Here is a 25,299-nt window from a genome sequence, read left to right as displayed (position 1 = left end):
TTCCGACATTACACCGGCCCGTACGAAACCTTCGTATTAAACACTGTCGGGCGAAAGCCGCGCCTACCGGTTTTCGACCACGCTGTCCGCGATTTCGACCGCTTCGTCGGCGGCCGCCTCGGAGACGTCGCCGCCGTAGCGAAGTCGTTCGCGAAGGGTCGCGATTCGGCGAGCCTCCGCGCCGGCGTCGATGGCGTCTAGGTACGCTCGGACCGTCTCGCCGCGCTCGCGGGGACGATGTTCGTCCGCGAGGACGGCCATCACGCGCTGGAACGCGCGCTCGACGTCGGTCTCGGGGTCCTCGCGCCGTTGGTACCGGAGCCAGATCGCCCGCGAGACGCGGTCGGTCACGCCGGCGCGGCGGAGGCCGGCGGCCGTTCCCAGTAGCGCCACGAGGCCGAGTGCGGCCTCCTCGCGCGAGGGGAGTTCCGGCAGCGTCGTGCCGCCGTCGCCGCCGTCGGTGCCGCCGCCGGACCGGTCCCGCGGCGTCGGCGTGTCGCCTGCATCGTCGGTGCCGTTCGGCGTCGGTGTCGGCGTCTCGTTCTCCTCGGGGGTCTCGGTCAGCGGCGGCGGCGTGGCCGTCGGCGTCGGCGTGAACCCGCTTTCGCCGCCCGTCTCGTCGGTATCGGCCGAGTCGTCGCCGTCCGAGCGAGCCTCCTCGATTCGGTTCTGCCGGGCCGACTCGCGCGGTCCGCTCGGCGTCGGGTCGAACTGGATCCAGCCGTGGTCGGGGAAGTACGCCTCGACCCACGCGTGGGAATTGAGCCCGCGGACCACCCAGCGGTTCTCGTCGACCTGCTCGCCCGACGTGTAGCCGACGGCGAATCGGGCGGGGATGCCCTGGGTCCGCAACATCACTACCATCGTCGTGGCGAAGTAGACGCAGTAGCCGCGGTCCATCTCGTGGAGGAATCGGTCGGCGACGCTGTAGTCGGGCTTGTCGACTTCGAGGGAGTACTCCCGCTCGTTCTGGAGCCAGCGCTCGACGACCAGCGCCGTCTCGTAGGGGTTCTCCGCGTTGGCGGTCAGCGTCGTCGTCGTCTCGCGGACCCGGTCGGGCGTGCTGTCGGGCAGTTGGAGGTAGCGCTGCGTGATCCGGTCGGGGTAGTCCTCCCCGGCGTCGCGCAACTGCCGCGGCGTGGCGACGACGACCTCGCTCGTGACCTCGTAGCTGTCGCCCGCCGTGAGTTGCTCGATCGGCTGGAAGCCGCGGTGGGTCGTCAGCTCCACGTCGATCTCCCCGTCGTAGCGAATCGGCTTCCACGCCGCCGGGACCGTGCTGATGGCCGACTCGGCTTCGTACGACTGGCGCAGCGGGCGGCTATCGCCGGGCGGGCCGGTGAGGCGGTTACCGCCGTACGGACTCGCGTTCCCGGTGCGGACCCAGCCGTCGCCCGTGTAGCGGTCGTAGGCGGCGACGCGCCAGTAGCGCGGCTCCTCGCTCTCGACGGTGAACCGGACCGTCGGCGTCAGCGAGATGTCGCCCTGCACCGTCAGCGACTCGTCGGCGTCGAGCAGACTGCCCTCGACGGTCGTGCCGCTCTCGTCGGTGAAGGAGAGGGCGCTCCCCGAGACGGAGGGCGCACGCGAGAGGATCGTCGGGAGGACGATGATGGCGGCCAGCTGTTCGAGGACCGCCCGTCGGCCGGAGTCGACGCCGGCGTCGCCTTCCGCCGCGTCCCCCCCGGTCGCCGAAGCGGTGTCCGACGACGCCGGCGGAATCGTCTCGTCGGGCGGCGAGAGCGTATCGAGGTTGCCGAAGCCGATGGCGGCGAACCCGCCGACGACGCCGAGCAGCGTCGTCACGACGCCGGCGTCAGTCGTCAGGACGAAGAACGTGAGCGTCGTGCCGGCGGCCATGACCGCGGTGACGTACCACCGCCGGAGCGCGAAGTACGTCGCGAGAAACACCGGCGCGGGGGCGAAGGAGATGACCCACAGGCGGACGTTCGCTATCTGCAGCAGTCGCCGTCCGGACAGCAGCGCCGCGGTGTCCCGGAGCAAGTCGGCGATAGCGGGGTCCGTCGTGAGGTTCGTGATGTACCACACCAGCCCCGCCGCGAACAGCACCACACCGATGACGAGTGCCACTACCGGCGGCAGGAAGCGCGCCAACAGGGCAGCCGCGGCCAGCGAGACGGCGCTGACCGCGAGAAACAGCGTCGGGTCGCCGACCACGTCGATGAGGTGATACATCGTCCGCAGCGGCGCGCCGAGCGCGAGCGCGACGGCGAGCAGCGCGAGCACCCGCGTCTCGCTCCACGGGAGCGCCCCGCGGAGCCGGCCGGTGACGCCGCTCACGACCCCACCTCCCCGACGAGCGGGTTGTCTCGGCTCGTCGTCACGTCCTCGAAGGTCTGGTTACGGTCCTCGACGGTGACGGTGACGCCGCTCTCGTCCGCGGTGACCAACACGTCCGCGTCGTCGGCCCGGCCCGTCTCGCCGGCCGGGGTGCGAGCGAGCAGTTCCAGCAGCCGCGTGCGGTGGGTGTCGCCGTAGCCGCTCCCGACGGTCCCGCCGGGGACGGCCAGTTCGACGGCCAATCCCGTCTCCAGCGCGCCCATCGCCACGGTGGCGGCGGCGGCCGCCATCTCGTCGCCGTGCCCGTCTTCGGCCTCCGCGACGACGAGGAGGCCGCGGTCGCTGCGCCGGTCGGCGAACTCCTTGACGAGGAGGTCGTCGCGCTTGGCGCTGGACTTCCAGTGGACGTCGCGCAGGGAGTCGCCGGGGACGTACTCGCGCAGGCGGTCGAACGACTGCCGGTCCTCGGTGTCGGGGACGAGCGTCTGGACGAAGGTGTCCGGGCCGCCGACCCGATACACCGACGGGTAGACGAGGACGTCGGCGGTCGCGTCGACCGTCGTCTTCGAGACGACGAGGCCCAGCGCGTCGGTCAGCGCCACGTCGACCGGCCCGAGGCGGTGTTCGCCCCGCCGGTCGTAGGTCACCTCGTACCGGACTGTCGCCGGGAGCGAGCGGCGGACGGTGCCGCCACCGCTGAGTCCCTCGGCGAGGCGGTCGGTGAGGCGGGCGACGCCGCTCCCCTCGACGGTGAGCTCGACGGTTCGGCGCTCGCCGGGAAAGCCGCGCCGCGGCGACGACCGCTCGACGGTCGGCGTGCCGGCGACGTACACCTGTCCGACGGCCACGACGAACCCCACGAGCAGCGGGCCGGCGACCGCGCCCAGCGCCTGCTGGCCGAATCGGGCGGCGACGGCCACGGCGGCGGCGGCGACGAGGAGGACGCCGACGCCGCGACGTGTCGGTCTCATTCGACGTCGACTGTATCGAGGGCCGCCGCGACGAGGGCGTCGGCGGTCTGCTCGCTGCTATCGGTCCGGATCCGATGGGGGAGGACGACCGGCGCTTCCCGCTGGACGTCGTCGGGGACGACGTAGGTCCGCCCGTTCAGGACGGCGCGGGCCTGTGCCGCTCGCAGCAGCGAGATGCTCCCGCGCGGGCTGACGCCGAGCTGGGCGTTCTCCCGGGTGTAGCGCGCGAGGCGGGTCGCGTACGACCGGATCGCCTCCTCGACGGTCACGTCGGCGACGGTGTCGCGGGCGGCCTGGAGGTCCGAGAGCGTCGCCACGGGCGACAGCTCGTCGATAGGGTGGTTGCCGACGACCGCTCCCAGCATCGCCGTCTCCTCCTCCTCTCCGGGATAGCCCAGGTGGAGCTTCGTCATGAACCGGTCGAGTTCGGCCATCGGCAGGTCGTAGGCCTTGTTCTGCTCGACCGTGTTCTGCGTGGCGATGACGGTGAACGGTTGGGGGACCGGGTGGGTCGTCCCGTCGACCGAAACCTGTCCCTCCTCCATCGCTTCCAACAGGGCGGACTGTGTCTTCGGCGGCGCGCGGTTGATCTCGTCGCCCAGCACGACGTTGGCGAAGATGGGGCCGCGGCGGAACTCGAACTCCTGCGTCTTCTGGTTGTAGACGTTGACGCCGGTGACGTCCGTCGGGAGGAGGTCCGGCGTGAACTGCACGCGCTTGAACTCGCCGTCGAAGGAAGCCGCGACCGACCGCGCCAGCATCGTCTTGCCGACGCCGGGGACGTCCTCCAGTAAGATGTGGCCCCGGCCGAGCAACGCCGTCACGATGTGTTCGATCTCGTCGTGGTGGCCGACGATGACCTCCTCGACGTTCTCGATTACCTGTGTCGCGACGCGACTCGCGTCGCGGAGCGCGCTGTCCGACTGTTGGCCGCGTGTTGTGTCCGTGTCTGTCATGTGTGGAGATGCTGCGCGGCGAGCACCCGACCGCGCGGTGGGAGAGCGCGCCACCCCGCGACGAGTGAGTCAGTTCGCCCGTCGCTCGTCCGCACCGTGCGCAGTTCCGATGTAGCTACGTGTTAGGAGTGCGTACACGTAACTTTGCTGGATGGAGACCTTTCCCACGCGGGCGGTCAGGAGCGGTCCCACTCCTTGCAGTCGGCACAGACCAGCGAGCCGTCCTGTTGCCACCGGCGCTCGACGGTCCCGCCGCACGCACCGCACGCCGCGCCCTCGCCCGACCACGCGTAGGTCGTCGTCGCCGGCGTCACACCGCCGTCGTCGGTCGGCTCCTCGTCACCTGGCTCCCCGTCGCTCGATTCCGTGCCGTCTACCGACGCCGACTCCGCGCCGACTGCCACCGGATCGTCTCTCGCGTCCGACTCGGCGGCCGCCGAATCGCTCTCGTCCGCCTCGGCGTCGTCCTCGTCGAGGAACCGGTCCAGCGAGGCGTCTTCGCTCATAACAGTCGCTCCGAACGGGAGCGCCAAATAGCTGTCTGGAGCGTCGCCGCGAACGGAAACGCAAAGTGGGGGCACTGCCAACGCCCGGGCATGCAAGGGCTCCTCTCACAGTTCGTTCAGAGCATCCTCGACGCACCGGGCGAGTTCGTCACGATCGCCATGTCCGACCCCCTCTCGGCGATTCTCATCGTCGTCGGCGCGTTGCTGGTCGGCGTCGCCTCGGCCGTCTTCGGCTACCTCTCGCTCGGCGCGGTCGTCTCGCTGTTCATGCGTCCGGGGAGCGGTCGGTCGCCGCCCCGAGCAGACCGATAGCCTCCTCGATATCCGGACCGAGCGGCGAGGCGAAGACGACGCTGTCGGCGTGTTCTCGCAGCGCCTCGACCCGGTCGGCCACGTCCTCGGGCGTGCCGGTGATACAGAACGCGTCGAGCATCGGGTCGGTGACCAGCCCGAAGGCCCGCTCGAACTCGCCGGCCGAGATGGCGTCGCCGACGTCCGCGGCGACGTCGCGGTCGATGCCGTGGCGCTCTAACACCGGCGGCGGCGACCCCGAGGCGACGAACGCGACCGGCGGCCGGGCGGCCTCGCGGGCGGCGTCTCCGTCCTCGGCGACCGAGACGCTGGCGTAGGCCGCGAGGTCGAACTCGGTGTCGGGCACGCGCTCGTCGGCCATCTCCTCGGCCCGTTCTCGCGCCCACGCGAGATCCCTCGGGTGCGCGCCGTTGTACAGCGCGCCGTCGGCGTGCTTCGCGGCCATCCGCGTCATGTGTGGCCCCTGCGCGCCGACGTACGTGGGGATCTCGCCGACCTCGTAGTTGAGGCCCGCGTCGACCGCCTCGAAGGTCCCGTCGTGGTCGACGCGCTCGCCGTCCCAGAGCCGCTCGGCGACCTTGACCGTCTCCAAGACGCGCCGCAGGGCGTCGTCGTGGTCGAACCCGAGATTCCGGATCGTAGACTTGTCGCCTGGGCCGACGCCGAAGACGGCGCGGCCGCCGCTCATCTCCGAGAGGGTCCCGACCCGCGAGGCCAGCGTCACCGGATGGGTCTCGTAGGGGTTGGCGATGCCCGGCCCGAGCAGGACCTCGTCGGTCCTGTTGGCCATCTCCGCGAGCGCCATGAACTGGTCGCGGTTGTTGTAGTGGTGACTGGCGAAGACGGCGTCGAAGTCCTGTTTCTCGGCCTCGACGGCGAGGTCCGAGAGCTGTGCGACCGGGTGTTCCGGGGTGAGTTCAATCGCGTTCATGAGACCACTCCCTGAGCGCCTGCCTGACGACGTCGCTCTCCGGCGAGCGGTAGAGGGCGTCGCTCTCGCCGTGGTCGCCGAAGTCGAAGCCGCGGACGAGAGCGACCGGCGTGCCGCCGCCGCCCTCGCCGGTGACGAGGTTGCCCGCGGCGGCGAGCTCGTCGACGACGGCCTGTACGGTTACGCCGAGTTCGCGGCCGTCGCGGTCGCGCTCGCCGCGCCAATCGCGGGCGGCGGGGATACCCGCCCAGCCCAGCGCGACCCCGCGCTGGCCGAGGCGGAACGGCCGACCGGAGGTATCCGTGACGACGACCGCCACGTCCGCCCCCGTTCGCTCGCGGATTCCCGCCCGAATCGCCTCGGCGCTCTCGGTGGGGTCCTCGGGCAGGAGGAGCAGGTCGGCGTCGGGCACGTTCGAACGGTCGATGCCCGCGTTGACGGTAATGTGACCGAAGCGCGTGACCGCGAGGATGAACGGGGCGTCGGTGACGAGTTCCTCGCTCTCGTCGAGAACTGCCTGCGCGAACCGGGGGTCCTTCTCCTCGCCGGTGACGGCCCCGATTCGCTCGGCGATCCGCTCCGCTCGCTCGCCCGCCTCGAACTCGTCGAGGTCAGCCTGACGACCCGCCGCCTTCGAGACGATCGTGCTCGCGACACAGAGGACGTCGCCGTCTCGGAGGTCCGTCCGCTCCGCGATGAGTGCGGCCACGTCGTCGCCGGGGCGGACCTCCGGCAACCCCTCGACCGGGGAGACTTCCATACCCCCCTCTCCGAGGTGGGAGGGAAAAAGGCCGCCGTTAGGTGCAAGCGGGACCGTCGTCGGCAATCGCTGCCGCATCGAGCGGCGGGTCAGCCGGTTCTCGGTATCGACCACGCGGGTTTTTACCCGCCGCCCTCTCACCGATAGCCGTGCGGTTGGTACAACTCACGGTCCCGACGGGCAAACTCGAAGCCGCGCTCGACGTCCTCGACGGCGAGGGCATCGACTACGTCGTCTCCAACGAGACGAGCAACCGGGATATCGCGGCCGTGGTCTCGTTCCCCATCCCAACGGAGGCGCTCGAACCCGTCCTCGCGGCGCTGCGAGAGGTCGGCTTAGACGAGGACACGTACACCGTCGTCGTCGAGGCGAACACCGTCATCTCCCGGCAGTTCGACGAGCTGCAGGAGAAGTACGCCAACGAGGAGAGCGAGGACCGCATCGCCCGCGAGGAACTGATGGCGAAGGCCAACGAACTCGCCCCGTCGTTCCCGATCTACGCCGTGATGACGGTGATCAGCGCCGTCGTCGCCACCGCCGGGCTCCTGTTGAACTCGGCGGCCGTCATCGTCGGGTCGATGGTCATCGCGCCGCTCATCGGCCCGGCGCTGTCGGCGAACGTCGGCACCGTCGTTGACGACCGCGATATGTTCCGCCGCGGCGTGAAATTACAGGTCGTCGGCCTCCTCCTCTCTATCGTCAGCGCCGCCGTCTTCGCGTTCTTCGTCCGGACGGCGAACCTCATCCCGCCGATATCCGACATCACCGCGATCGACCAGATCGGCGAGCGGGTCTCCCCCGATTTCCTCTCGCTGGCCATCGCCCTCGGTTCCGGCGCGGCGGGCATCCTCAGTCTCACCTCGGGGGTGTCGACGGCCATGGTCGGCGTCATGATCGCCGTCGCGCTCATCCCGCCCGCCGCCGCGGTGGGCATCGGTATCGCGTGGGGCGCGCCGTTCGTCAGTCTCGGCTCCGGCGTCCTCCTGCTGGTGAACGTCCTCTCGATCAACCTCGCCGCCCTCATCGGGCTCTGGTATCAGGGCTACCGGCCCGAGCAGTGGTTCCAGAAGGGCGAGGCGCGGTCGGCGACCATCAAACGCATCGGCGTCCTCGCCGTCGCCATCCTCGTGCTGTCGGCGTTCCTCGGCGGCGTGACGCTCGACTCCTACCAGCGGGCGACCACCCAACAGGAGATACGGACTCAGATAGACGGGGTGGTCGAACCCCCGGCGCACCTCGTCTCCGTCGACGTTCAGCACACCAACACGGTGATATTTCAGGAACCCAGTCACGTCACCGTCACCGTCGGTCTCCCGCCCGGAACTGACCCGCCGGGCCTCGTCGACGAGATCGACTCGGCCGCCGACGCCGCGGCGGGTCAGGACGTCTCGGTGTCGGTCCAGTACGTCGTCGTCGAGAGCGCCGCCTGACGCTCAAACGCGGTTTTGAACGTACGATTACATAAATACGGTAGAGCGCGTCGACAGCGTATGGTCTCCAGACCACTCGCGATCGCAGGTGTACTGGCCGTTCTACTGGCCGGCGGCGTCGGGTTCGCCCTCGCAAGCGGCGGACCTGTCCCGTCGGCGGAGAACGCCACCGTCAGCGTCAGCGCGGACGCGACGGTCGAACGCGCGCCCGACCGGGCGACCGTCACCGTCGCCGCCGTCGGCCGCGGCGAGACGGCCGCCGCCGCCCGGAACAACCTGAGCGGCGACGCCGACGCCGTCCAGGGGGCGCTCGAAGACGCGGGGGCGAACGTCACCTCCGCCCGCTTCAGCATTCACCCCGAGTACGAGCGGACCGAGACGGGCCGCGAACAGGTCGGCTACGTCGCCGTCCACACCGTCGAGGCCGAGACGAGCGACGTCGACGCGGTCGGCTCGCTAATCGACGTCGCCGTCGATGCGGGTGCGGACCGCGTCGAGGGCATCACTTACGGCCTGAGCGAACAGACCCGACAGGACGCGCGACAGGAGGCCCTGACGACCGCGATGGACCGCGCGCGAACTGACGCCGAGACCGTCGCCGCCGCCGAGGAGCGCTCCGTCGACGGCGTCGCCGCCATCCAGACGAGCGACAGCGGCCGATACGTCGTCCGAGCCGAGATGGCCGCCGACGCCGGGAGCGCCGGCGGGAGCACGGTCATCTCGCCCGGTCCGGTCACCGTCGACGCGGCGGTGCAGGTGACCTACGAACTCGGGTGAGCGGCCCGACGGGTCGCGGTCGCCCCAACGGCCTCGCGGGCAAAGTTTTCATCATCCCGCCATCGGTGATAGCGACTAGAGCATGGTTGCCGGTGGCCCCCTCGTCCAACTCGTCGTCATCGTTCTGTCGATTCTCGGGCTGTGGGTCGGCGCGCGTTTCCTCGTCGACGCCGTCGTCCGACTCGCCCGCCGGTTCGGCCTGTCGGACCTCACGATCGGGCTGACTATCGTGGCGATGGGAACGTCCACGCCGGAACTGGCCGTCTCCGTCGACGCGGCGCTCAAGGGACTGGGGGACATCGCCGTCGCGAACGTCCTCGGGTCGAACATTTACAACCTCGCGTTCATCCTCGGCGTCGTCTCGCTGATCCGCGTACTCCCGATAACCGAGACGCTGGTTCGACGGGACGGACTGGCGCTGCTCGCGAGCACCCTCCTCGGCGTCGCCGTTCTGCTCGACGGGGCGGTGACGCGGTTAGAGGGCGTCGTACTGGTCGGGGCGTTCGTCGCCTACACCGCGTACCTGCTCCGGGCCGAGCAGTCGGGCAAGACGGGGACGGAGCGGTCGGGAGACCCGGTGACGAGCGCCGTCACCGAGCGCGTGACGCTCCGCGGTCGGGACGGCCTGCTGTTGCTCGGCGGGCTGGCGCTGGTGCTCGTGAGCGGGGACTACATGGTCCTGGCGGCGTCGGCGCTGGCGCGCGGCGCGGGCATCTCCGAGTGGGTCATCGGCGGGACCGTCGTCGCGGCCGGGACGTCGACGCCGGAGTTCGCCGTCTCGCTGGTGGCGATTCGGCGGGGAAGCCTCGGCGTCTCGGTCGGGAACGTCATCGGCAGTAACGTCTACAACCTGACGGGAATCGTCGGCGTCGCGGCGCTCGTTCGACCCCTCGCGGCGAGCGGGACGGCGACGGCGACGCTGCTGTGGCTGGTCGGCATCTCGGTCGTCATGGTCGCGGCGCTGTGGACCGGGCGGGTGCTCTCGCGACTCGAAGGGGCGCTGTTCGCGGCCTCCGAGATGGTCCGGTGGGCGCTCGGACTGCTCGGGGTCCTCGGCTGAGACTGTCCGCTCGCTACTCGTCGTCGAACGGCAGTTCCAGTTCGTAGCCGACGGCGTCGACGGCCGCCTGCAACACGCCCCCGACGTTGTCGTCCTCGGTGACGCTCATGTAGTGGTCGGCCTCCACGTCCGTCGAGCGGTCGCTCTTGTTGGCGATCGTGAGCACCGGCACGTCGAAGCGCGCCTGGATGTCGTTCCGCAGTTCGAGTTGCTGGGCGAGCGGGTAGCCGCACTCCTCGCTCGGATCGACGAGGACGAGGACGGCGTCGGCGAGGTGTTCGAGCGCGCTGACGGCCTGCGATTCGATCTCGTTGCGCTCTTCGGGCGGCCGGTCGAGCAGTCCCGGCGTGTCCACCAGTTGATAGCGGATGCGCTGGTCCTCGAAGTGGCCGACGCGGATCTGGGTCGTCGTGAACGGATAGGAAGCGATTTCGTTGTCGGCGCGCGTGACGCGGTTGACGAACGAGGATTTGCCGACGTTGGGGTAGCCCGCGACGACGATGGCCGGCTCGTCCGGGCGGATGTCGGGCAGGACTTTCAGCGCGTCCCGGGCCGTCGAGACGGCCGCGAGGTCGTCCTCGACCTCCTCGACCACGTCGGCCATGCGGGCGAACGCCTGCTTGCGGAGTTTGCGGGCGGTGTCCTTGTCGCCGCGGACCAGTCGGCCCTCGTACTCCTGTCGGATCTCCTTGGCCTTCCGTCCAGCCCACGAGACCTCGGAGAGGTGCTGTTTCAGGGCGTCGATGCCCGGGTCGTCGTCGGCGGGGTAGGACTCGCTGACGACGGCGTCGGCCAGTTCGACGTAGAAGGGGTCTAACTCGTCGATGGTCGGCCACGACTGCGCGACGTTCTGGAGGTTGTCCGAGACGATGTTCGAGGCCGTCATCAGCATTGACTGCTGGGCCTCGACGCCCTCTTTCGCGCCGCCGGCGCGGGTCGCCCGCGAGAAGGCCTTGTCGATGACCTCCTCGGCGGTCGGCGTCGTCGGTAGATTCTCGAAAGGATGGCTCATTGGGCCGTCGTAGACGGCCAGCGCGTAAAAACGCGTCCAATCGACGACAGCTGTGCGAGAAGTGTGCGTGGACGCTGGGTGACGGGGGGCCCAAACAACTGCGACCCACGTTTTTCACTGGTCCGGGCGTACGCCCGGTATGGCACACATCGACGCCGGCGAACTCCTGCCCAACGAGCACGTCCAGCGCATGGCCGCCGAGGGGGAAATCACGCAGATGCACCGCGGTCACCGCTACGCCGACGAGGGCGACACGTTCGACATCGACGGCACCACCTACGAGGTGACCGACGTGACCGAGCGGACGCTCGGCGACCTGACCGACGAGGACGCACGGCGCGAAGGCTCCGAGGACTTAGCCGCCTATCGCGATCGACTCGCCCGCGTCCACGACGAGTTCGAGTGGGACGACGACAACGATGTCGTCCGGCACCGGTTCGCGCCCGTCGAATCGTAGGCGAGTAGCGGGCGACTTCCGACGACTACGGCAGTCCGGGAAAGCCGCCCCAGCGCAGGTACACCATGTCGGCGATGAGCAGCAACTGGACGAGGCCCTGCACGCCGCCAAGCATGGCGTTCTGCTGCCCGACGGCCGAGATGACGCTCGTGTCCGGGGCGGCCGACACCATCTCCCTGTAGATGCGGACCTCGCCGGGCATCAGGAAACCGAAGCCCTGCACCGAGAGGACGGTGACGAGCACGAGCGCCACGACGATGGCCGGCGAAGTCATCTGGAACGCGCCGATAGTGGTGGCGACCCACGCCAGCGATCCGACGGTGCCGACGGCGAACGGGACCTGCCAGCGCCAGTCCCCGTACGCGTTCAGCCGCCAGCCCAGTAACAGGAATATCGGAATGACGTTGGCCGCCGTGAACAGCGCGAGCCACGGTCCCGAGTGGGCGAATATCTCGAGTCGGAGCGCCAGCGCGATGCCCGAAGCGATGGTGAGAAACGCCATCGACGGCAGGAAGAAGGCGGTCTTGGGCGTCAGCCGCTCGAAGACCGCGGCGCTCTGTTTCTCCTCTAGACCGCCGATGACCGGGCCGAGAATCGCACCGATGAAGATGTCGGTGCCGGTCCAGAGGACGCCCGCCATGACGTGGACGTACGTGTGCTGTTGGATCGACGCGACCGTCGCGGCGTAGGCGAGCGCGACGACCGAGATGGCGACCACCCCGACCGCGAACCCCGGGTTCGCTCGCCGCCCCAACCCCGCTATCGTCCCGCGTATCGTCTCCCCGCTCATACGAGCGAGGAACCACTTGGCAGCGGTTTAAATCTAGCTCTGAGATCAGTTTCTGCGAGCGGGGTCCCGCTACTGCTCACGAGTCGCTACGCTCTTCGTTCACTATTCGAGGGTCTTCGTTTCACTCAGACCCTCGCGCTCTGCGGTTCGCTGTCTCGCGGGCGCTGCCCGCTCGACTGCCCGAGGGACTTTCGGTCCCTCTCCGCTGCGCTCACGCCCCTCGTTACCGCCTCTTCGACAACTCCGATCGCAAGTCCTCGACGTCCATGTCCTTCATCGAGAGCAAGACGAGCAGGTGATAGACGATGTCGGCCGACTCGTGAGCGAGCTCCTCGCGGTCGTCGTCTTTCGCCGCGAGAATCAGCTCGGTGGTCTCCTCGCCGAGCTTCTCCAAGACGGCGTTTTCCCCCTTCTCGTGGGTGAACAGCGACGTGGTGTAGGAGTCCTCGGGGAGGTTCTCCTTGCGGTCCTCGATGACCGCGAACAGGTCGTCGATGACGTCATCGGCGTCGGCGTCGTCCATACCGGGCGGTCGGCCGGGGTCCTATTCAGGCCGTCGAAGCGCTACGTCTCCACGCTGTCGAAGAACGCGAGGTCGTGAATACGCGGGTCCTCGGTCAGTTCCGGGTGGAACGAGGTGCCGACGACGGGACCGTCGCGGACCGCGACGGGGCGGTCGTCCCACGACGCCAGCACCTCCACGTCGTCGCCGACGTAGTCGATGACCGGCGCGCGGATGAACACCGCCGGGAACGGCTCTTCGAGGCCAGTTACCGAAAGCGGCGCTTCGAAACTGTCCTTCTGTCGGCCGAAGGCGTTGCGCTCGACGGAGACGTCGAGGACGTTCAGCGTCTCGACGCGGTCGTCGTGGGCGTCGCTGGCGGCGACGATGAGGCCGGCACACGTCGCCAGTACCGGTTTCCCGGCCTCGACGTGGGCCGCTATCTCGCGGTCGATGCCCTCCCGGTGGACGAGCCGTGAGATGGTGGTCGACTCGCCGCCGGGCATGAGGAGCGCGTCGCAGTCCGGGACGAGCCCCGCTTCGCGTATCTCGACGACTTCGGCCGTCTCGCCGTGGGCCGTCGCCGCCCGTTCGATCGCGTCGACGTGTTCGGAGACGTCGCCCTGCACGGCGAGGACGCCTGCCCGTAGAGTCATGGTCGCCGGTACGCCGGGAACCGTCAAAACACTCTCGCCTCGGTACGCACACCGTTCCGGGGCGATACCGCGAGCCAAACCGTTAGGTGCTGGGCGGCCCAGAACGGAGTATGGGAAAGCGACGGGACCCGGTCGCATCGAACGCGGACCGGTCGACGGACCTCTACGAGATCGCCGACTGGGAGGTGCGGTCCCGGCTTGACCGCTTCGCCCACTGGCTCTATCACACGGGTCTCTGGGCGCTACGCGGGATGGTCATCCTCATCGCCCTCGTCATTCTGGTCCTGCAGGTCGCCTTCGGCAGCCTCGGCGCGCTCGGCGTCCAGCCGCTGTTCGCCGGTCTCGCGGCGCTCTCCGCGGTTCCCGCGCTGCTGTTGGCCCTCTACATCTGGCGCGCCGACGTGACCTCCTCCGAACCGCTGACGCTGTTGGTGGGGACCTTCCTACTGGGCGTGCTGTTCGCCGGCTTCGCCGGGCTGTTGAACGTGACACTCGGCGACCCGGTGCAGTCGATCGGCTCCGGATTCGGGATCTTCGAACCAGCCGGGCTGTTCTTCTTCTTCTACCTCGTCGTCGGTCCCGTCGAGGAGAGCGTGAAACTGCTCGCGGTGCGACTCTACCCCTACCGCGACGACCGCTTCGACGCGGTCATCGACGGCGCGGTGTACGGGGCCGCCGCCGGGCTGGGCTTCGCCACCATCGAGAACGCGCTGTACATCGTCCAGAACACCGAGACCGTCGACGGGACGATACAGGCGATAAACGCCGGCAGCGACATCGCGGCCGTGCGGGCGCTGGCCGGGCCGGGTCACGTCATCTACTCGGCGTTCGCGGGCTACTACCTCGGGTTGGCGAAGTTCAACCCCGACGACGCCGGCCCCATCATCCTGAAGGGGCTGCTCATCGCGACGGTCATCCACGCCACGTACAACACGTTGTCGGGCCCCGTGACGGTGGTTCTCTCCGAGTTTTACGGTGTCAGTCAGTTCACCGCCTTCTTCGGGTTCGTCATCGTCTACGACGCGCTGTTCGGTCTACTCCTGCTGCGAAAGCTCAACGCCTACCGGCGAGCCTACGAGCAGGCGCATCAGGTGACCGACAGCTCCCCCGACGAGATCGAGCAGGCCGAGTTCGAACCCTAGTGGAGTTGTTCGACGTACTTCGCTACCACGTCGACTTCGAGGTGGACCGGGTCGCCGACGGACTTCTCCGAGAGCGTCGTCTCCTCGTAGGTCGTCGGGATGATGGCGACGTCGAAGCGGTCGTCGTCGCGAGCGGCGACGGTGAGGCTGATGCCGTCGACCGTGATCGACCCCTTCTCGACGAGGTAGTCGCGCTGTGCGTCGGGTAGCGAGAAGGAGAACGTCCAGTCGCCTCCTTCCCGTTCGATACCGACGACTTCGGCCGTCGCGTCGACGTGTCCCTGGACGATGTGACCGTCGAAGCGGCCGTCGGCAGGCATCGCCCGTTCGAGGTTGACGGTCGTCCCCTCGGCCAGACGGTCGAAGAAGGTTCGGTCGAGCGTCTCGCGAGCGAGGAACACCTCGAACCACTCCCCGTCGGCGAACGCCTCGACGGTGAGACACGCGCCGCTGACGCTTATCGACTGGCCGGCTTCGAGGTCCTCGAACGGTGCGCCGATGCGGACCCGTCGACCGTCCTCGTCGTCTACGACTTTCCGTACTTCGCCCGTCGCCTCGACGATACCGGTGAACATACCGGTTCGTCGGCGACTGGCGTGGAAAGCGCTTCGCCTCGCATCGCGCCGGGCTGAACCGGGCGACCGTCGCGGACACTTACTCGAAACCGAGTAACATATTTACAACCCTAGTCATAAGGAATTTATTGTTGACGGCCCTACCGTGTGGTATGCCAGAGATGGCTTCCCCGAAGCGCGACGACGGTGACTGGACGACCAGACACGCGCGGACGCGTCCCCGCGAGAAGCGGCCAGTCGCCGACTACGACCCCGAAGACGGCTGGAACGCTCGCCACGCCGAGACGGACCGCGACTAGCGCTGTAGCACTTCGACGCCGACGAGTTCCGCGCCGGTGAGCGCGCGGATGTACGCGCCGCCGGCGATGGAGACGTGCCCGAACTCGTCCTCTTCCATCCCGTACATCTCGATGGCGCGAGAGGTGTCGCCGCCGCCGACCACCGAGAAGCAGTCGGTCTCCGCGATGGCTTCGAGGACGCCCGCCGTCCCCACGGAGAAGCGCTCGTCCTCGAACATGCCGAGCGCGCCCTTCACGAAGACGGCCTCCGACTCCCGAATTATCGGCGAGTACTCCATGACCGTCTCGCTGCCGACGTCGAGATAGGAGACCGTCTTCTCGTCGATGTCGTCGACCGACTGCTCGGCGCGGCCCCCGTCGTCGTCCTCGTAGGCCAGGTCGACCGCGAGCGTGATCTGGTCGCGGTGGTCTTCGAGCATCGACTCGATCTTCTCGCTGTTCTGTTCCCACTGCTCGTCGTAGAGGTTCGCGTCGTCGATGTCGTAGCCGACGGGGTGGCCCGCCGCCCGCAGGAACAGCTCCCCGGCGATGCCGCCCAGCAGGAAGTCGTCGACCTTCTCGTCCAGATGGGTCATCACGTCGATGACGTCGGTGGCCTTCGTCCCGCCGACGACCATCGTCACCTGCCCGTCGAACTCCTTCTCGGCGATGGCGGTGTTGGCCTCGTACTCGGTCTCCATGACCCGGCCCGCGTAGGCGTCCATCACGAGCGGGAACCCGACGAGCGAGGCGTGCGAGCGGTGGGCCGCCGAGTAGGCGTCGTTGACGTAGGCGTCGAACTCGTCTTTGAGCGTCCGGACGAACTCGGTCTCGGCTTTCACCTCGGGCTCTTCCTCGGGCAGTTCCTCGTCGCACATCCGCGTGTTCTCCAAGACGAGGACGTCGCCGCCGTCGAGTTCGCCGATGGCGGAGAGCGCGTCCTCGCCGAAGGTGTCCGCGACGAAGTCGACCGGGCTGTCGATGTGCGATTCGAGGATGTCGGCGTGCTGGGAGAGCGAGACGAAGTCGTCGCGGCCGGGTCGGCCCTGATGGGCCATCACCGCGACTTCGAACTCTCGGTCGACGAGTTCGCTGATGGTCTCGGCGTGGCGGTCGAAGCGCCGGTTGTCCTGTACCTCGCCGTCCTCGACGGGTGAGTTGAGGTCGAGTCGCACGAGGACGCGCTGTCCGTCCTCGAGGTCGTCGAGCGTCTGGAAAGTCATCACGCGAACCCACACCCGCCCCGTGCTTAGGCGTTTCCGAGTCCGCCGAGCGACGATCGAGCCGCCGCCGACAGCCGCGGTTCCGGGAGCCGTAACGTCGGGAGAGAGTGAGGCGAAAACGAAGCGGAGCGACCAGTCTACTGCTCGGTGATGTACTGCGCCACGTCGAGCATCCGGTTCGAGAAGCCGTACTCGTTGTCGTACCACGTCAGGATCTTCGTCATCCCGTTGACGACGTTCGTCGACTGGAGGTCGACCTGCGAGGAGTAGGGGTCCCCGAGGATGTCCGAGGAGACGACGTCCTCGGTCGTGACGCCCAGAACGCCCTCGAGCTCGCCCTCGGCGGCCTCCTCGAAGGCGGCGTTGACGTCGCTCTCGGTGACCTCCTCGTTCAGGTCCACGACGAACTCCGTGATGGAGCCGTTCGGGACCGGGACGCGGATGGCCATCCCGTCGAGCTTGCCCTCGAGGTCGGGCAGGACCTCCGTGGTCGCCTGCGCGGCACCGGTCGAGGTCGGGATGATGTTCTCGGCCGCGGCGCGGCGGCGGCGGGGCTTGCTGTTGGGACCGTCCATGAGGTTCTGGGACCCGGTGTAGGCGTGGACGGTCGTCAGCTGGCCCGACTCGATGCCGAACTCGTCGTCGAGCACCTTCGCGACCGGCGTGATGGAGTTCGTCGTACAGGAGGCGTTCGAGACGACGTCCTCGCCGTCGTACTCGTCGTGGTTGACGCCGTAGACGATCTGCTTGACGTGCTCGTCGCCCTTCGGCGGCGCGGAGATGAGCACCTTGTCGGCGCCCGCTTCGAGGTGCTGGCTCGCGTCCTCTTTCGTCCGGAAGATGCCCGTCGCCTCGAACGCGACGTCGACGTCTAAGTCCTCCCACGGGAGCTCCGTCGGGTCGGTCTCGTGGAAGACGCCCGCCTCGAAGTCGGTGCCCTCGACGCTGAGGACGCCGTCCTCGACGTTCGCACCCGGGAGGTTGCCCATGACGGTGTCGTACTGGGCGAAGTAGCCGATCTCGTCGTCGTCCATGACGTCGTTGACGCCGACGATCTCGACGTCGTCGTTCTCCAGCGAAGCACGGAATACGTTACGGCCGATACGGCCGAAGCCGTTGAGGCCGACGCGGACTGGGTCACTCATACCGGCTAGTAAAGCGCCTGTTCAGAGTAAAGGGTTTTCGGAATTGTTCCGGGATATGTTTGTTTGTGTTCGTTACGTTTCGAACGAATGTCTATGATAGACACGCCACCGCGTGCCCGGTCGGGATAGATCAGTTGAGCTCGACAGAAGGCTTTTGAGAGATACGACCGAATGACCCGATAGTAATGAGACGGGACGACGACGACCCCTTCGACGAGTTCTTCCGCGAGATAGAGCGGATGATGGACGAGATGATGGGTGCCGAAGGGGACGTTCACATCGACCGAGACGGTGCAGGCGGGGGGAGCGACTTACACATCGACGTCCACGAGACCGACGACGAGATCCGCGTCGTCGCCGACATCCCCGGCATCGAGAAGGAGGCGATCGACCTCAAGTGCGACGGCAACGTCCTCACCATCGACGCCGACAGCCACCAGCGGGAGTACCACGAGCGACTCACTCTCCCCAGCGCGGTCGACGAACACTCCGCGTCGGCCACCTACAACAACGGCATCCTCGAAGTCACCTTCGACCGCGAAGAGGACTCGGCCGACATCGAACTGTAAGGCGGCTCTACCGAGATCCTGACCGAATTCTGCTACTGTTCCGCCGTCTCTCGAATCAGCCCCGCCAGCCGGTCCCAGAATCCCTCCTCGTACTTCGTCGCGCTGTCGATGGTCGGCCGGGCGTTCGTCTCGTTGACGACGGCGCGGCCGTCGGTCACGAGTAGATCTACCCCGAGATACGCGATGTCGAGCACGTCGGCGGCGCGTTCGCTCAACTCGCGCAGTGAGTCGGGAAGTGCGACTCCCTCGGCGTCGGCCCCGCGGTGGACGTTGTGTTTCCAGCGCCCGCCCGCGCGGGCGTCGGTGGAGAGTCGTCGCTCGACGGCCCCGACGTACTCGCCGTCGACGATCATCGCCCGGTAGTCACGCGCGTCGGGGAGATACTCCTGGACCAGGAACGACTGGTCGCCGGTCGCCCGGTAGTCGTGGACCAGGTCGAGGTAGTCCGCGATACCGAGGAAGGAATCGAGGTCGTGCGCCGTCGTGACGCCGACGCCGCGGGTCGTCGAGTTGGGCTTGACGACCACCGGCGGGTCGAACCGTTCGAAGGCGGCGACGAGGGCGGCCTCGTCGGCGGGGTTCGAGACGAGCACCGTCTCCGGAACGGGAACGTCGGCCCGACCGAGTCGGGTCAGCACGTCCGCTTTGTTGCGCGAGCGCAGTATCGCCTCGCGGTCGTTGACCCACGGCACGCCGAGCATCGCGTCGGCGACGGCCCCCTCCATGATGCGCGAGGGGTAGACGAATCCCACGTCGTAGGCCGCGAACGGGGAGTCAACGAGCGACAGCGACCGCTCGCTGACGTCGACGTGGCCGACGGCGACGTCGCGGGCCGCCAACGGCTCTCGCATCCGCTCGAACGTCTCTTCCCGCGTCGTGACGGCGAGGTCCAGCATCACCCCTCCTTCGTGCGGTCGCTACAAATACTCCCGGCCGCCGAAGACGGCCGCTACTCCGCTTTGCCGCGGCCACGTCGGCGTTTCAGTACCCACAGGACGATGACCGCGCCCTCCAGCCGCGCGACCGAGTACACCCACGGCCGCAGTTCCACGTCGTCGTCTTTCGACGCCAGCCCCATCCAGAAGTCGACCATCTTCTTCGGCGCGAGCAGTTCCACCAGCCCGATGACGAGCAGTAGCAATCGGAACGCCATACTCGAGAGTAGGTCGTGTTAATTCAATAATATTTCGGCGAGTGTTGTATTTCACCGACTGCGGTTGCCGAGCGCGCGTTTCATCGCGCGCTCCGGGGAAGGGCAGGCTGATGGGCGAAGCATACCGCTCGCCGTCGGCGAGCGGTTTCACCGGAATCGAGGCCGAAGGCCGAGATTCCGGCCGTTTTTCCCCAAGTTTTTGCAAACGGGGTTCCCGCAGGTCGCCGCAGGCGACCGAGGAAACCTCGTGCAGTAAAAAGTGGTTTTACGAAACCAGCTCTTCCGCGCCGCGCTCGACCTTGATGCGACAGGACGGCGTGATCTTGTTGTAGGCGCGGCGGAACGCCTCCTTGACGTGTTCGGCGTCCTCGACGCGGCAGTAGGCGGTGAACAGCTGCTCGCCGGCCTGCATGCGGGCGGCGGTGCCGACGATCTTCCCGAAGGCCTGTCGCATCCCGTCTGAGACACGGTCGGCCCCGGCACCGGTCGCCTGCTTGTTCTCGCGCAGGACCTGGTGGGGGAACTTCCGCAGCGTCATCTTGTAGTCGCCGTCCTCGCCGAGCTCCTTGATGAGGTGGCGGTTGGCCGACAGGCGCGAGGCTTCGAGCGAGCCGTGACGGAGCTGGACCGACTCCTCGACGATGAGGCTGATCTGGACGGGGTAGTCGTCCGTGTCGGTCTGCTTCTGGCCCATCTCGTGCTGTGCGATCTTCGAACCGGGGATGCCCGTGATGTACTCGCGTCGGGTGTACGCGGGCTTGTCGATGTCCCGGTACATCGAGGCAGGTTTGTCCGACATAGGTACTCTTGGCGAATACGAAGCCGAGCGACGGCATAAGAGCTTCGAAGGCCGGCCGAGGTGTGGCGAACAGTCTCACAGCCGGGACGCCGCCGGCGCGACGACGCGGTGACACGGATGTTACCTCGCTGGGGTGTTTATGCGGGTCGAGCGGCTATCGGAAGATACCATGAACATGCTCGTCGACGGCGAGTGGCAGACCGACGCCTACGAGAGTACGAACGAGGACGGCGAGTTCGACCGGCAGGAGACGACGTTCCGGGACCGGATCGAGGACGACCCCGACGCGCGGTTCCAGCCCGAAGCCGGGCGGTACCACCTCTACGTCTCCTACGCCTGCCCGTGGGCACACCGAACGCTACTCGTGCGCAGACTGAAGGGACTCGAGGGCGCCATCAGCGTCGACGTCGTGGACCCCTACCGCGACGAGGACGGTTGGCAGTTCACGCCCGAGAAGGATGGGTGTACCGAGGACTCGCTGTACGGATCGGACTACCTCCGGGAGCTGTACGTGAGAGCCGACGACGACGTGACCTGTCGCGTGACGGTGCCGGTCCTCTGGGACAAACAGGAGGAGACCATCGTCAACAACGAGTCCGAGGAGATCCTGCGGATGCTCGATACCGAGTTCGACTCGGTGGCCGAGAACGACGCGGACCTCTACCCGGAAGGGTATCGAGACGAAGTCGACCGCGTCATCGACGACATCTACGACCCGATCAACAACGGCGTCTACCGCGCCGGCTTCGCGGACACGCAGAAGGCCTACGACGGCGCGGTCGCCGACCTGTTCGACGCGCTCGACCACTGGGACGACGTGCTGGCGGATCAGCGTTATCTCGCCGGTGACCGCCTGACCGAGGCGGACATCTGTATGTTCACGACGCTGGTTCGCTTCGACCAGGTGTATCACACCCACTTCATGTGCAACCGCCGGTTCATCCGGGAGTACGACAACCTCTGGCCGTATCTGCGGGACCTCTATCAGACGAGCGGCGTCGCTGAGACCGTGAACATGGACCACATCAAGGAACACTACTACACGACCCATCCCGACGTGAACCCCAAGCGCATCGTCGCCGTCGGCCCCGACCTCGACTTCGAGGCGGCACACGACCGGGACGAGTTGGCGGGCGGGCCGCCGGATGACCTCCTTGCGACACATTGAGAGGGGTCCTGTGGGCCCCGGTCGAACGGTGAGTAGAGGAGGGCCCTGTTGTCTGACACCGAGAGACCACGAGCGATGCGCGGAGAGACAGACAGGGGCGACGGCGACCTCATCTACCGACGGCCCGAACCGAGCCGCCGTTAGGGCTCAGAGAGGATGATCTCCTCGGCCTCGTAGTCCTCGATGAACGACCCCGGTCCGCCGATCGTGACCGTCTCCTCGCCCGTATCGACGACGAGCGTGTGCTCGATTGGGTAGGCGTTGGTCTGGGGTTCGACGAGGCCCTGTCGCGTGTCGACGACGGTCCCCTTGAGCGTCTCTACGTCGGTGTCGGCTTGTACCGGGTGGACCGACGCGGTGACGTGGACCGGGTCGCCGGCGCGCAACCGAAGCGTCGCCTGTAACACCGGTTGGCGGAACCGTCGGTAGGTCGCGGGTAGTTCGCGCGGTTCGGCGACGTACAGCTCGGTCGCCATCGGCCAGTAGTTGCCGAGGAAAGAACCTGAGAGGACCGGCACGAGCTGCTCCTGTACGAACGCGATCGCCCGCTGGTCGGAGTTCGACCGTATGATCATATCGGCGGGGGCGACCAGCCCGAACTGCCCGTCGACGGTGAGGACGATCGGCATCTCCTGTTGCCACGATCGAGCGACCGAGGCCATCCCGGCCACGTCCTCGTTCTCGATGTCGGTCGCGTTGCTGACGACCAGCAGTGCCAGCACGCCCCGGTCGACGGCCGCTTCGAGTTCGTCGGCGATCTCCGGGAGATACTGCTGTGGGACCGACAGCATCACTTCGTCGGCGGCGTTCGAGATGTACTCCGTGAGCCGTTTGACGACGGTCACGCGGGACTTGATGACGTCGAACTGCTGAGCGCGCCGTTCGGTGTCGGAGTAGCGGGAGTCGAGCGCCGATTCCATCTCCGAGAGCTGGTTCGTCAGCGATTCGACGACCTCCGACGGCGGGCGCGCCCGGATCGTCGTCGGGACGACGTGGTCGTTGACCTCGACGAAGCCGCGGTCTTCGAGCGATTCGCTGATGCTGTAGACGTATCGCTTGGAGACGCCGGTGTTGTCGGCGATCTCGCTGGCTTTCGCCTCGCCGTTCCGAAGGATCGAGAGATACGTGTCCACCTCCTTCTCCGAGAGTCCCAGCTGCGTGAGTCGGTCCGCGAGCGTCGAATCGTCCATGTTATCCCATCATCACCGGTGTGGCAAGTAATTTCGTTCGGTATCGAGAGACGCGTTGCCTCCCATAGCGGCAAATCCGTTGTAATAGTTCATTACGCCTTGAGAAACCATTAAGGTACTGGTCGTATAGGCTCCCGTATGACACGAGAAGCGATTCCGACAGCGACCGCCGATGCGACGTGGACCGTCGGCGAGAAGTACGGGTTCGGCACCGTCGCCGACCACGACGACGCGGACCCGTCACGCGTCTGGTATACCCTGACCGAAGGCGCGGTCACCGAGGTTCGGTTTCCCCGAATCGACGTGATGAACGTCCGCGAACTGGACTTCCTCGTCACCGACGGCGGGGGCTACGCCGCCCGAACCTTCCGGGAGCGACGCGACCTGCCGACGGCCGTCGAGCGCTCGACCGAGGCCGTCAGCGAGGACGCGCTCCTCTTCCGCCAGACCGCCCGGCCGACCGACGACCGCGATTGGTCGCTGACCGTCGAGCACGTCCCCCACCCCGACGAGGACGCTCTCCTCCTCGACGTGGACTTCGAGGGCGACGGCTACGACCTCCACGTCGTCGTCGACCCGGCGCTGTCCTGTCACGCCGACCACGACGTCGCTCGCGCACGCGAGGACGCACTGCTCGCGGCCCACGACGCGCCCGAGGACGCCGAACCGGCGTTCCTGACCGAACAGGGCGACCCGATCGACGTGGGACTTGGCGTCGCGAGCGCCGACGGGTTCGACTGGACCACCGTGGACGTCCGCGAGGGCAGCGTCGAGGCGGCGCTCTTAGAGACCGGTGCGACGGACGAGCGCCACGACGAGGCCCGCGGCAACGTCGTCTTGGCCGGTACGCTGTCGAGTCACGAGACGACGCTGGCGCTGGGCTTCGCCGAGGAGAGAGACGACGAGGCCGCCCTCGTTACTGCCGAAGCCGCCCTCGACGACCCCTTCGAGGACGTCCGCGCGGCCTACGCCGACTCGTGGGAGCGGTACCTCGACGACGTGCCGGTGCCCGACAGCGTCGCCGGCGACGACGACCTGTTGGCCCAGTACAAGACCGCCGTGATGGTGATGAAAGCCGCCGACTCCAAGGCGTTCCCCGGCGCGGGCATCGCCAGCCCGTCGGTCCCGTGGGGCGACGCCGTCGACGCTAACGACCCGCGGGACTACGGCTACAACTACGTCTGGCCCCGGGACCTCTATCAGGCCTACACCGCCTTCGACGCCATCGGCGACGCGCAGAGCGCCATCGACGCGACGGAGTACGTCTACGCCTACCAGCAGGAGTCCGACGGCTTCCTCCCGCAGAACACGTTCCTCGACGGCCGCACCCGCTGGGGCGGCGAACAGATGGACGAGATCGCCTTCCCGCAGGTGATGGCCCAGCAACTGAAAGAGCGCCACGGCTACGACTTCGAGGAGGCGACCTACGGCTACGAGAACGTCCGTCTCTCCTCGGACTATCTGGTCGGGAACGGCCCGCACTCACAGCAGGAGCGCTGGGAGGAGGAACCCGGTTACTCCCCCTCGACGACGGCCGCCGAGATCGCCGGCCTGGTCTGTGCCGCCGACCTCGCCATCGACGCCGGCGAGGACGCCGACGCCGTCGCCTATCTGGGCGTCGCCGACCACTGGGTCCGGAATCTCGAGGAGTGGCACGCGACGACGACCGGTACCGAGAAACACACGAACACGCCGTACTACGTCCGTATTACCGACGAGGGCAACCCGGACGACGGCGAGTTGCGTACCCACAACAACGGCGGCGGGATGCTCGACGAGCGGAACATCATGGACGGCGGGTTCCTCGAACCCGTCCGATTGGGTATCCTCCCGGCCGACGACCCGACGATCCGCAACTCCGTCGCGGAGTACGACGACGACATCATGGTCGAGACGCCCCACGGGCCGGGGTGGTACCGCTACACCGGCGACGGCTACGGCGAGAAGCGCGTCCAGCCGGGCGCGCCGTGGCAACCCGACATGACCGGGAAGGGGCGCATCTGGCCCTTCTTCACCGGCGAACGCGGCGAGTACGAACTGCTGCTCGACGACCCGGACTTCGAACCCGAGGCCCTCCTCGCGACGCTCGCGGCCTTCGCCAACGACGGGCGGATGCTCCCCGAACAGGTCTGGGACGAGGACGGCGAGAACGACTTCGACTGGGCGTTCGGCGAGGGCACGTCCAGCGCGACGCCGCTCTCGTGGACCAACGCGCAGTTCGTCAGGCTGGCGTGGAGCGTCGACGCGGGCGAACCCGTCGAGACCCCCGCCGTCGTCGAAGAGCGCTACGGCGGCAGTCCGCTGGCCGACGGTCCGGAACTCGACGTGAGCGTCGAGCGCGACGGCGACACCGCCCGGATCACCGGTCACACGGACGGCGATGACCTCGTGGCGAAGACGCGCGCCGAAACGGTCCACGTAGATGGCGGCGACGTGGACGTGACCGTCGCCCTCGACGACGCGGCTCGCGTCACCGTCGTCGCGGCGACCGGCGACCTCTCGGCCGTCGGAACGGCGGCCGTCGTCCGGTCGGTCTGAGCGCCGTCGAGCGGTCGACCTCGACGCCGTCGGCCGTCTGCAAGAACGAAAAAGTATTACAGCAGATTTTATAACGAGGGACGTGTTGGGTAGTGGCA

The 25,299-nt window shown here is 67.7% G+C and carries 27 protein-coding genes; 10 read left to right on the top strand and 17 right to left on the bottom strand.

The features are described from left to right. Window positions 1–63: 63 nt before the first annotated feature. The 4 genes from EGH23_RS10830 to EGH23_RS10815 all read right to left on the bottom strand — a co-directional run bounded on the left by EGH23_RS10830 (window position 64) and on the right by EGH23_RS10815 (window position 4,734). Window positions 64–2,301 (bottom strand): transglutaminase TgpA family protein, encoded by a 2,238-nt coding sequence (locus EGH23_RS10830; RefSeq protein ID WP_328765937.1) that lies wholly within the window; start codon window positions 2,299–2,301, stop codon window positions 64–66. After that, complete coding sequence (locus EGH23_RS10825) at window positions 2,298–3,272, bottom strand: DUF58 domain-containing protein (RefSeq protein ID WP_220580024.1); 975 nt, start codon at window positions 3,270–3,272, stop codon at window positions 2,298–2,300. The genes EGH23_RS10830 and EGH23_RS10825 overlap by 4 nt, the downstream gene beginning before the upstream one ends. Continuing rightward, window positions 3,269–4,228, bottom strand: coding sequence for an AAA family ATPase (locus EGH23_RS10820; protein WP_220580023.1), 960 nt, complete (start codon window positions 4,226–4,228; stop codon window positions 3,269–3,271). Before EGH23_RS10820 ends, EGH23_RS10825 begins: the two co-directional genes overlap by 4 nt. A 176-nt stretch (window positions 4,229–4,404) precedes the next feature. After that, entirely contained in the window at window positions 4,405–4,734 is a 330-nt protein-coding gene (locus EGH23_RS10815; RefSeq protein ID WP_220580022.1) for a DUF7573 domain-containing protein, read from the bottom strand. 90 nt (window positions 4,735–4,824) lie between these two features. On the opposite strand from EGH23_RS10815, the gene EGH23_RS10810 reads away from it, so the two are divergent. Beyond that, entirely contained in the window at window positions 4,825–5,046 is a 222-nt protein-coding gene (locus EGH23_RS10810; protein WP_220580021.1) for a DUF8024 family protein, read from the top strand. Here EGH23_RS10810 and EGH23_RS10805 read toward each other — a convergent pair. Together EGH23_RS10805 and EGH23_RS10800 are read right to left on the bottom strand one after the other, a co-directional pair. Continuing rightward, complete coding sequence (locus EGH23_RS10805; RefSeq protein ID WP_220580020.1) at window positions 5,000–5,977, bottom strand: 5,10-methylenetetrahydromethanopterin reductase; 978 nt, start codon at window positions 5,975–5,977, stop codon at window positions 5,000–5,002. The two genes, EGH23_RS10810 and EGH23_RS10805, sit on opposite strands and share 47 nt — an antisense overlap. Further along, window positions 5,964–6,737 (bottom strand): coenzyme F420-0:L-glutamate ligase, encoded by a 774-nt coding sequence (locus EGH23_RS10800; RefSeq protein WP_220580019.1) that lies wholly within the window; start codon window positions 6,735–6,737, stop codon window positions 5,964–5,966. Before EGH23_RS10800 ends, EGH23_RS10805 begins: the two co-directional genes overlap by 14 nt. Window positions 6,738–6,886: 149 nt before the next feature. Here EGH23_RS10800 and EGH23_RS10795 point away from each other — a divergent pair, with 149 nt between their 5' ends. The 3 genes from EGH23_RS10795 (at window position 6,887) to EGH23_RS10785 (ending at window position 10,004) form a co-directional block, all read left to right on the top strand. Further along, on the top strand, window positions 6,887–8,167 hold the full coding sequence (locus EGH23_RS10795) for a TIGR00341 family protein (protein ID WP_220580018.1): 1,281 nt from the start codon (window positions 6,887–6,889) through the stop codon (window positions 8,165–8,167). Between the two features lie 60 nt (window positions 8,168–8,227). Then, window positions 8,228–8,944, top strand: coding sequence for an SIMPL domain-containing protein (locus EGH23_RS10790; protein ID WP_220580017.1), 717 nt, complete (start codon window positions 8,228–8,230; stop codon window positions 8,942–8,944). An 82-nt stretch (window positions 8,945–9,026) separates the two neighbouring features. Next, complete coding sequence (locus EGH23_RS10785) at window positions 9,027–10,004, top strand: calcium/sodium antiporter (RefSeq protein WP_220580016.1); 978 nt, start codon at window positions 9,027–9,029, stop codon at window positions 10,002–10,004. 13 nt (window positions 10,005–10,017) lie between these two features. Here EGH23_RS10785 and EGH23_RS10780 read toward each other — a convergent pair whose 3' ends face one another. Continuing rightward, a complete protein-coding gene (locus EGH23_RS10780; protein ID WP_220580015.1) occupies window positions 10,018–11,016 on the bottom strand; it encodes an NOG1 family protein in 999 nt (332 codons plus the stop codon). Between the two features lie 139 nt (window positions 11,017–11,155). On the opposite strand from EGH23_RS10780, the gene EGH23_RS10775 reads away from it, so the two are divergent. After that, window positions 11,156–11,473, top strand: a complete 318-nt coding sequence (locus EGH23_RS10775; RefSeq protein WP_220580014.1) for an ASCH domain-containing protein — start codon at window positions 11,156–11,158, stop codon at window positions 11,471–11,473. A 25-nt stretch (window positions 11,474–11,498) separates the two neighbouring features. Here the strand turns inward: EGH23_RS10775 and EGH23_RS10770 are convergent, their stop codons facing one another. The 3 genes from EGH23_RS10770 to pdxT all read right to left on the bottom strand — a co-directional run bounded on the left by EGH23_RS10770 (window position 11,499) and on the right by pdxT (window position 13,421). Beyond that, window positions 11,499–12,227, bottom strand: a complete 729-nt coding sequence (locus tag EGH23_RS10770) for a hypothetical protein (RefSeq protein WP_425433220.1) — start codon at window positions 12,225–12,227, stop codon at window positions 11,499–11,501. Window positions 12,228–12,486: 259 nt separating this feature from the next. Continuing rightward, window positions 12,487–12,786 carry a phosphoribosyl-ATP diphosphatase gene (gene hisE / locus EGH23_RS10765; RefSeq protein ID WP_220580012.1) on the bottom strand — a complete coding sequence of 100 codons (300 nt, stop codon included), beginning with the start codon at window positions 12,784–12,786 and terminating at the stop codon, window positions 12,487–12,489. Between the two features lie 41 nt (window positions 12,787–12,827). Further along, on the bottom strand, window positions 12,828–13,421 hold the full coding sequence (gene pdxT, locus EGH23_RS10760) for a pyridoxal 5'-phosphate synthase glutaminase subunit PdxT (RefSeq protein WP_220580011.1): 594 nt from the start codon (window positions 13,419–13,421) through the stop codon (window positions 12,828–12,830). Window positions 13,422–13,531: 110 nt separating this feature from the next. Here pdxT and EGH23_RS10755 point away from each other — a divergent pair, with 110 nt between their 5' ends. Further along, entirely contained in the window at window positions 13,532–14,563 is a 1,032-nt protein-coding gene (locus EGH23_RS10755) for a PrsW family intramembrane metalloprotease (protein WP_220580010.1), read from the top strand. Here the strand turns inward: EGH23_RS10755 and EGH23_RS10750 are convergent. Further along, window positions 14,560–15,138 carry a riboflavin synthase gene (locus tag EGH23_RS10750; RefSeq protein WP_220580009.1) on the bottom strand — a complete coding sequence of 193 codons (579 nt, stop codon included), beginning with the start codon at window positions 15,136–15,138 and terminating at the stop codon, window positions 14,560–14,562. The genes EGH23_RS10755 and EGH23_RS10750 overlap by 4 nt on opposite strands. A 152-nt stretch (window positions 15,139–15,290) precedes the next feature. Between EGH23_RS10750 and EGH23_RS10745 the strand changes: the two genes are divergently transcribed. Continuing rightward, window positions 15,291–15,437 carry a hypothetical protein gene (locus EGH23_RS10745; protein WP_220580008.1) on the top strand — a complete coding sequence of 49 codons (147 nt, stop codon included), beginning with the start codon at window positions 15,291–15,293 and terminating at the stop codon, window positions 15,435–15,437. On the opposite strand, the gene EGH23_RS10740 is transcribed toward EGH23_RS10745, so the two are convergent. Together EGH23_RS10740 and gap are read right to left on the bottom strand one after the other, a co-directional pair. Further along, on the bottom strand, window positions 15,434–16,639 hold the full coding sequence (locus EGH23_RS10740) for a phosphoglycerate kinase (RefSeq protein ID WP_220580007.1): 1,206 nt from the start codon (window positions 16,637–16,639) through the stop codon (window positions 15,434–15,436). The genes EGH23_RS10745 and EGH23_RS10740 overlap by 4 nt on opposite strands. A 137-nt stretch (window positions 16,640–16,776) precedes the next feature. Continuing rightward, window positions 16,777–17,784: a type I glyceraldehyde-3-phosphate dehydrogenase gene (gene gap, locus EGH23_RS10735; RefSeq protein ID WP_220580006.1), complete on the bottom strand. Its 1,008-nt coding sequence runs from the start codon at window positions 17,782–17,784 to the stop codon at window positions 16,777–16,779. 185 nt (window positions 17,785–17,969) lie between these two features. Between gap and EGH23_RS10730 the strand changes: the two genes are divergently transcribed. After that, the gene (locus tag EGH23_RS10730; protein WP_220580005.1) at window positions 17,970–18,353 is read left to right on the top strand and encodes an Hsp20/alpha crystallin family protein; all 384 of its coding nucleotides are present in this window, start codon (window positions 17,970–17,972) and stop codon (window positions 18,351–18,353) included. Window positions 18,354–18,385: 32 nt separating this feature from the next. Here the strand turns inward: EGH23_RS10730 and EGH23_RS10725 are convergent, their stop codons facing one another. The 3 genes from EGH23_RS10725 to EGH23_RS10715 form a co-directional block, all read right to left on the bottom strand. Then, window positions 18,386–19,249, bottom strand: a complete 864-nt coding sequence (locus tag EGH23_RS10725; protein WP_220580004.1) for an ATP-grasp domain-containing protein — start codon at window positions 19,247–19,249, stop codon at window positions 18,386–18,388. A 53-nt stretch (window positions 19,250–19,302) separates the two neighbouring features. Then, the gene (locus EGH23_RS10720) at window positions 19,303–19,506 is read right to left on the bottom strand and encodes a hypothetical protein (protein ID WP_220580003.1); all 204 of its coding nucleotides are present in this window, start codon (window positions 19,504–19,506) and stop codon (window positions 19,303–19,305) included. Between the two features lie 265 nt (window positions 19,507–19,771). Then, a complete protein-coding gene (locus EGH23_RS10715; protein ID WP_220580002.1) occupies window positions 19,772–20,305 on the bottom strand; it encodes a 50S ribosomal protein L16 in 534 nt (177 codons plus the stop codon). A gap of 169 nt (window positions 20,306–20,474) precedes the next feature. Between EGH23_RS10715 and EGH23_RS10710 the strand changes: the two genes are divergently transcribed. Continuing rightward, on the top strand, window positions 20,475–21,473 hold the full coding sequence (locus EGH23_RS10710) for a glutathione S-transferase family protein (protein WP_220580001.1): 999 nt from the start codon (window positions 20,475–20,477) through the stop codon (window positions 21,471–21,473). Between the two features lie 140 nt (window positions 21,474–21,613). Here EGH23_RS10710 and EGH23_RS10705 read toward each other — a convergent pair whose 3' ends face one another. After that, entirely contained in the window at window positions 21,614–22,663 is a 1,050-nt protein-coding gene (locus tag EGH23_RS10705; protein ID WP_220580000.1) for a TrmB family transcriptional regulator, read from the bottom strand. A 138-nt stretch (window positions 22,664–22,801) separates the two neighbouring features. On the opposite strand from EGH23_RS10705, the gene EGH23_RS10700 reads away from it, so the two are divergent. Further along, the gene (locus EGH23_RS10700) at window positions 22,802–25,201 is read left to right on the top strand and encodes a glycoside hydrolase family 15 protein (protein WP_220579999.1); all 2,400 of its coding nucleotides are present in this window, start codon (window positions 22,802–22,804) and stop codon (window positions 25,199–25,201) included. Window positions 25,202–25,299: the final 98 nt, after the last annotated feature.

The sequence above is a fragment of the Haloarcula nitratireducens genome (assembly GCF_019599505.1).
This window is presented reverse-complemented; position numbering and strand designations above follow the sequence as displayed.

Excerpts from the sequence above, each read along its gene's own strand:
- EGH23_RS10825 (WP_220580024.1), bottom strand. The coding sequence starts at position 3,272 with ATGAGACCGACACGTCGCGGCGTCGGCGTCCTCCTCGTCGCCGCCGCC.
- EGH23_RS10775 (WP_220580014.1), top strand. The coding sequence starts at position 11,156 with ATGGCACACATCGACGCCGGCGAACTCCTGCCCAACGAGCACGTCCAG.
- EGH23_RS10705 (WP_220580000.1), bottom strand. The coding sequence starts at position 22,663 with ATGGACGATTCGACGCTCGCGGACCGACTCACGCAGCTGGGACTCTCG.
- EGH23_RS10800 (WP_220580019.1), bottom strand. The coding sequence starts at position 6,737 with ATGGAAGTCTCCCCGGTCGAGGGGTTGCCGGAGGTCCGCCCCGGCGAC.
- gap (WP_220580006.1), bottom strand. The coding sequence starts at position 17,784 with ATGAGTGACCCAGTCCGCGTCGGCCTCAACGGCTTCGGCCGTATCGGC.
- EGH23_RS10710 (WP_220580001.1), top strand. The coding sequence starts at position 20,475 with ATGAACATGCTCGTCGACGGCGAGTGGCAGACCGACGCCTACGAGAGT.
- EGH23_RS10700 (WP_220579999.1), top strand. The coding sequence starts at position 22,802 with ATGACACGAGAAGCGATTCCGACAGCGACCGCCGATGCGACGTGGACC.
- hisE (WP_220580012.1), bottom strand. The coding sequence starts at position 12,786 with ATGGACGACGCCGACGCCGATGACGTCATCGACGACCTGTTCGCGGTC.
- EGH23_RS10780 (WP_220580015.1), bottom strand. The coding sequence starts at position 11,016 with ATGAGCCATCCTTTCGAGAATCTACCGACGACGCCGACCGCCGAGGAG.
- EGH23_RS10815 (WP_220580022.1), bottom strand. The coding sequence starts at position 4,734 with ATGAGCGAAGACGCCTCGCTGGACCGGTTCCTCGACGAGGACGACGCC.
- EGH23_RS10810 (WP_220580021.1), top strand. The coding sequence starts at position 4,825 with ATGCAAGGGCTCCTCTCACAGTTCGTTCAGAGCATCCTCGACGCACCG.
- EGH23_RS10740 (WP_220580007.1), bottom strand. The coding sequence starts at position 16,639 with ATGACTTTCCAGACGCTCGACGACCTCGAGGACGGACAGCGCGTCCTC.
- EGH23_RS10785 (WP_220580016.1), top strand. The coding sequence starts at position 9,027 with ATGGTTGCCGGTGGCCCCCTCGTCCAACTCGTCGTCATCGTTCTGTCG.
- EGH23_RS10755 (WP_220580010.1), top strand. The coding sequence starts at position 13,532 with ATGGGAAAGCGACGGGACCCGGTCGCATCGAACGCGGACCGGTCGACG.
- EGH23_RS10725 (WP_220580004.1), bottom strand. The coding sequence starts at position 19,249 with ATGCTGGACCTCGCCGTCACGACGCGGGAAGAGACGTTCGAGCGGATG.
- EGH23_RS10750 (WP_220580009.1), bottom strand. The coding sequence starts at position 15,138 with ATGTTCACCGGTATCGTCGAGGCGACGGGCGAAGTACGGAAAGTCGTA.
- EGH23_RS10805 (WP_220580020.1), bottom strand. The coding sequence starts at position 5,977 with ATGAACGCGATTGAACTCACCCCGGAACACCCGGTCGCACAGCTCTCG.
- pdxT (WP_220580011.1), bottom strand. The coding sequence starts at position 13,421 with ATGACTCTACGGGCAGGCGTCCTCGCCGTGCAGGGCGACGTCTCCGAA.
- EGH23_RS10720 (WP_220580003.1), bottom strand. The coding sequence starts at position 19,506 with ATGGCGTTCCGATTGCTACTGCTCGTCATCGGGCTGGTGGAACTGCTC.
- EGH23_RS10715 (WP_220580002.1), bottom strand. The coding sequence starts at position 20,305 with ATGTCGGACAAACCTGCCTCGATGTACCGGGACATCGACAAGCCCGCG.
- EGH23_RS10745 (WP_220580008.1), top strand. The coding sequence starts at position 15,291 with ATGCCAGAGATGGCTTCCCCGAAGCGCGACGACGGTGACTGGACGACC.
- EGH23_RS10790 (WP_220580017.1), top strand. The coding sequence starts at position 8,228 with ATGGTCTCCAGACCACTCGCGATCGCAGGTGTACTGGCCGTTCTACTG.
- EGH23_RS10730 (WP_220580005.1), top strand. The coding sequence starts at position 17,970 with ATGAGACGGGACGACGACGACCCCTTCGACGAGTTCTTCCGCGAGATA.
- EGH23_RS10820 (WP_220580023.1), bottom strand. The coding sequence starts at position 4,228 with ATGACAGACACGGACACAACACGCGGCCAACAGTCGGACAGCGCGCTC.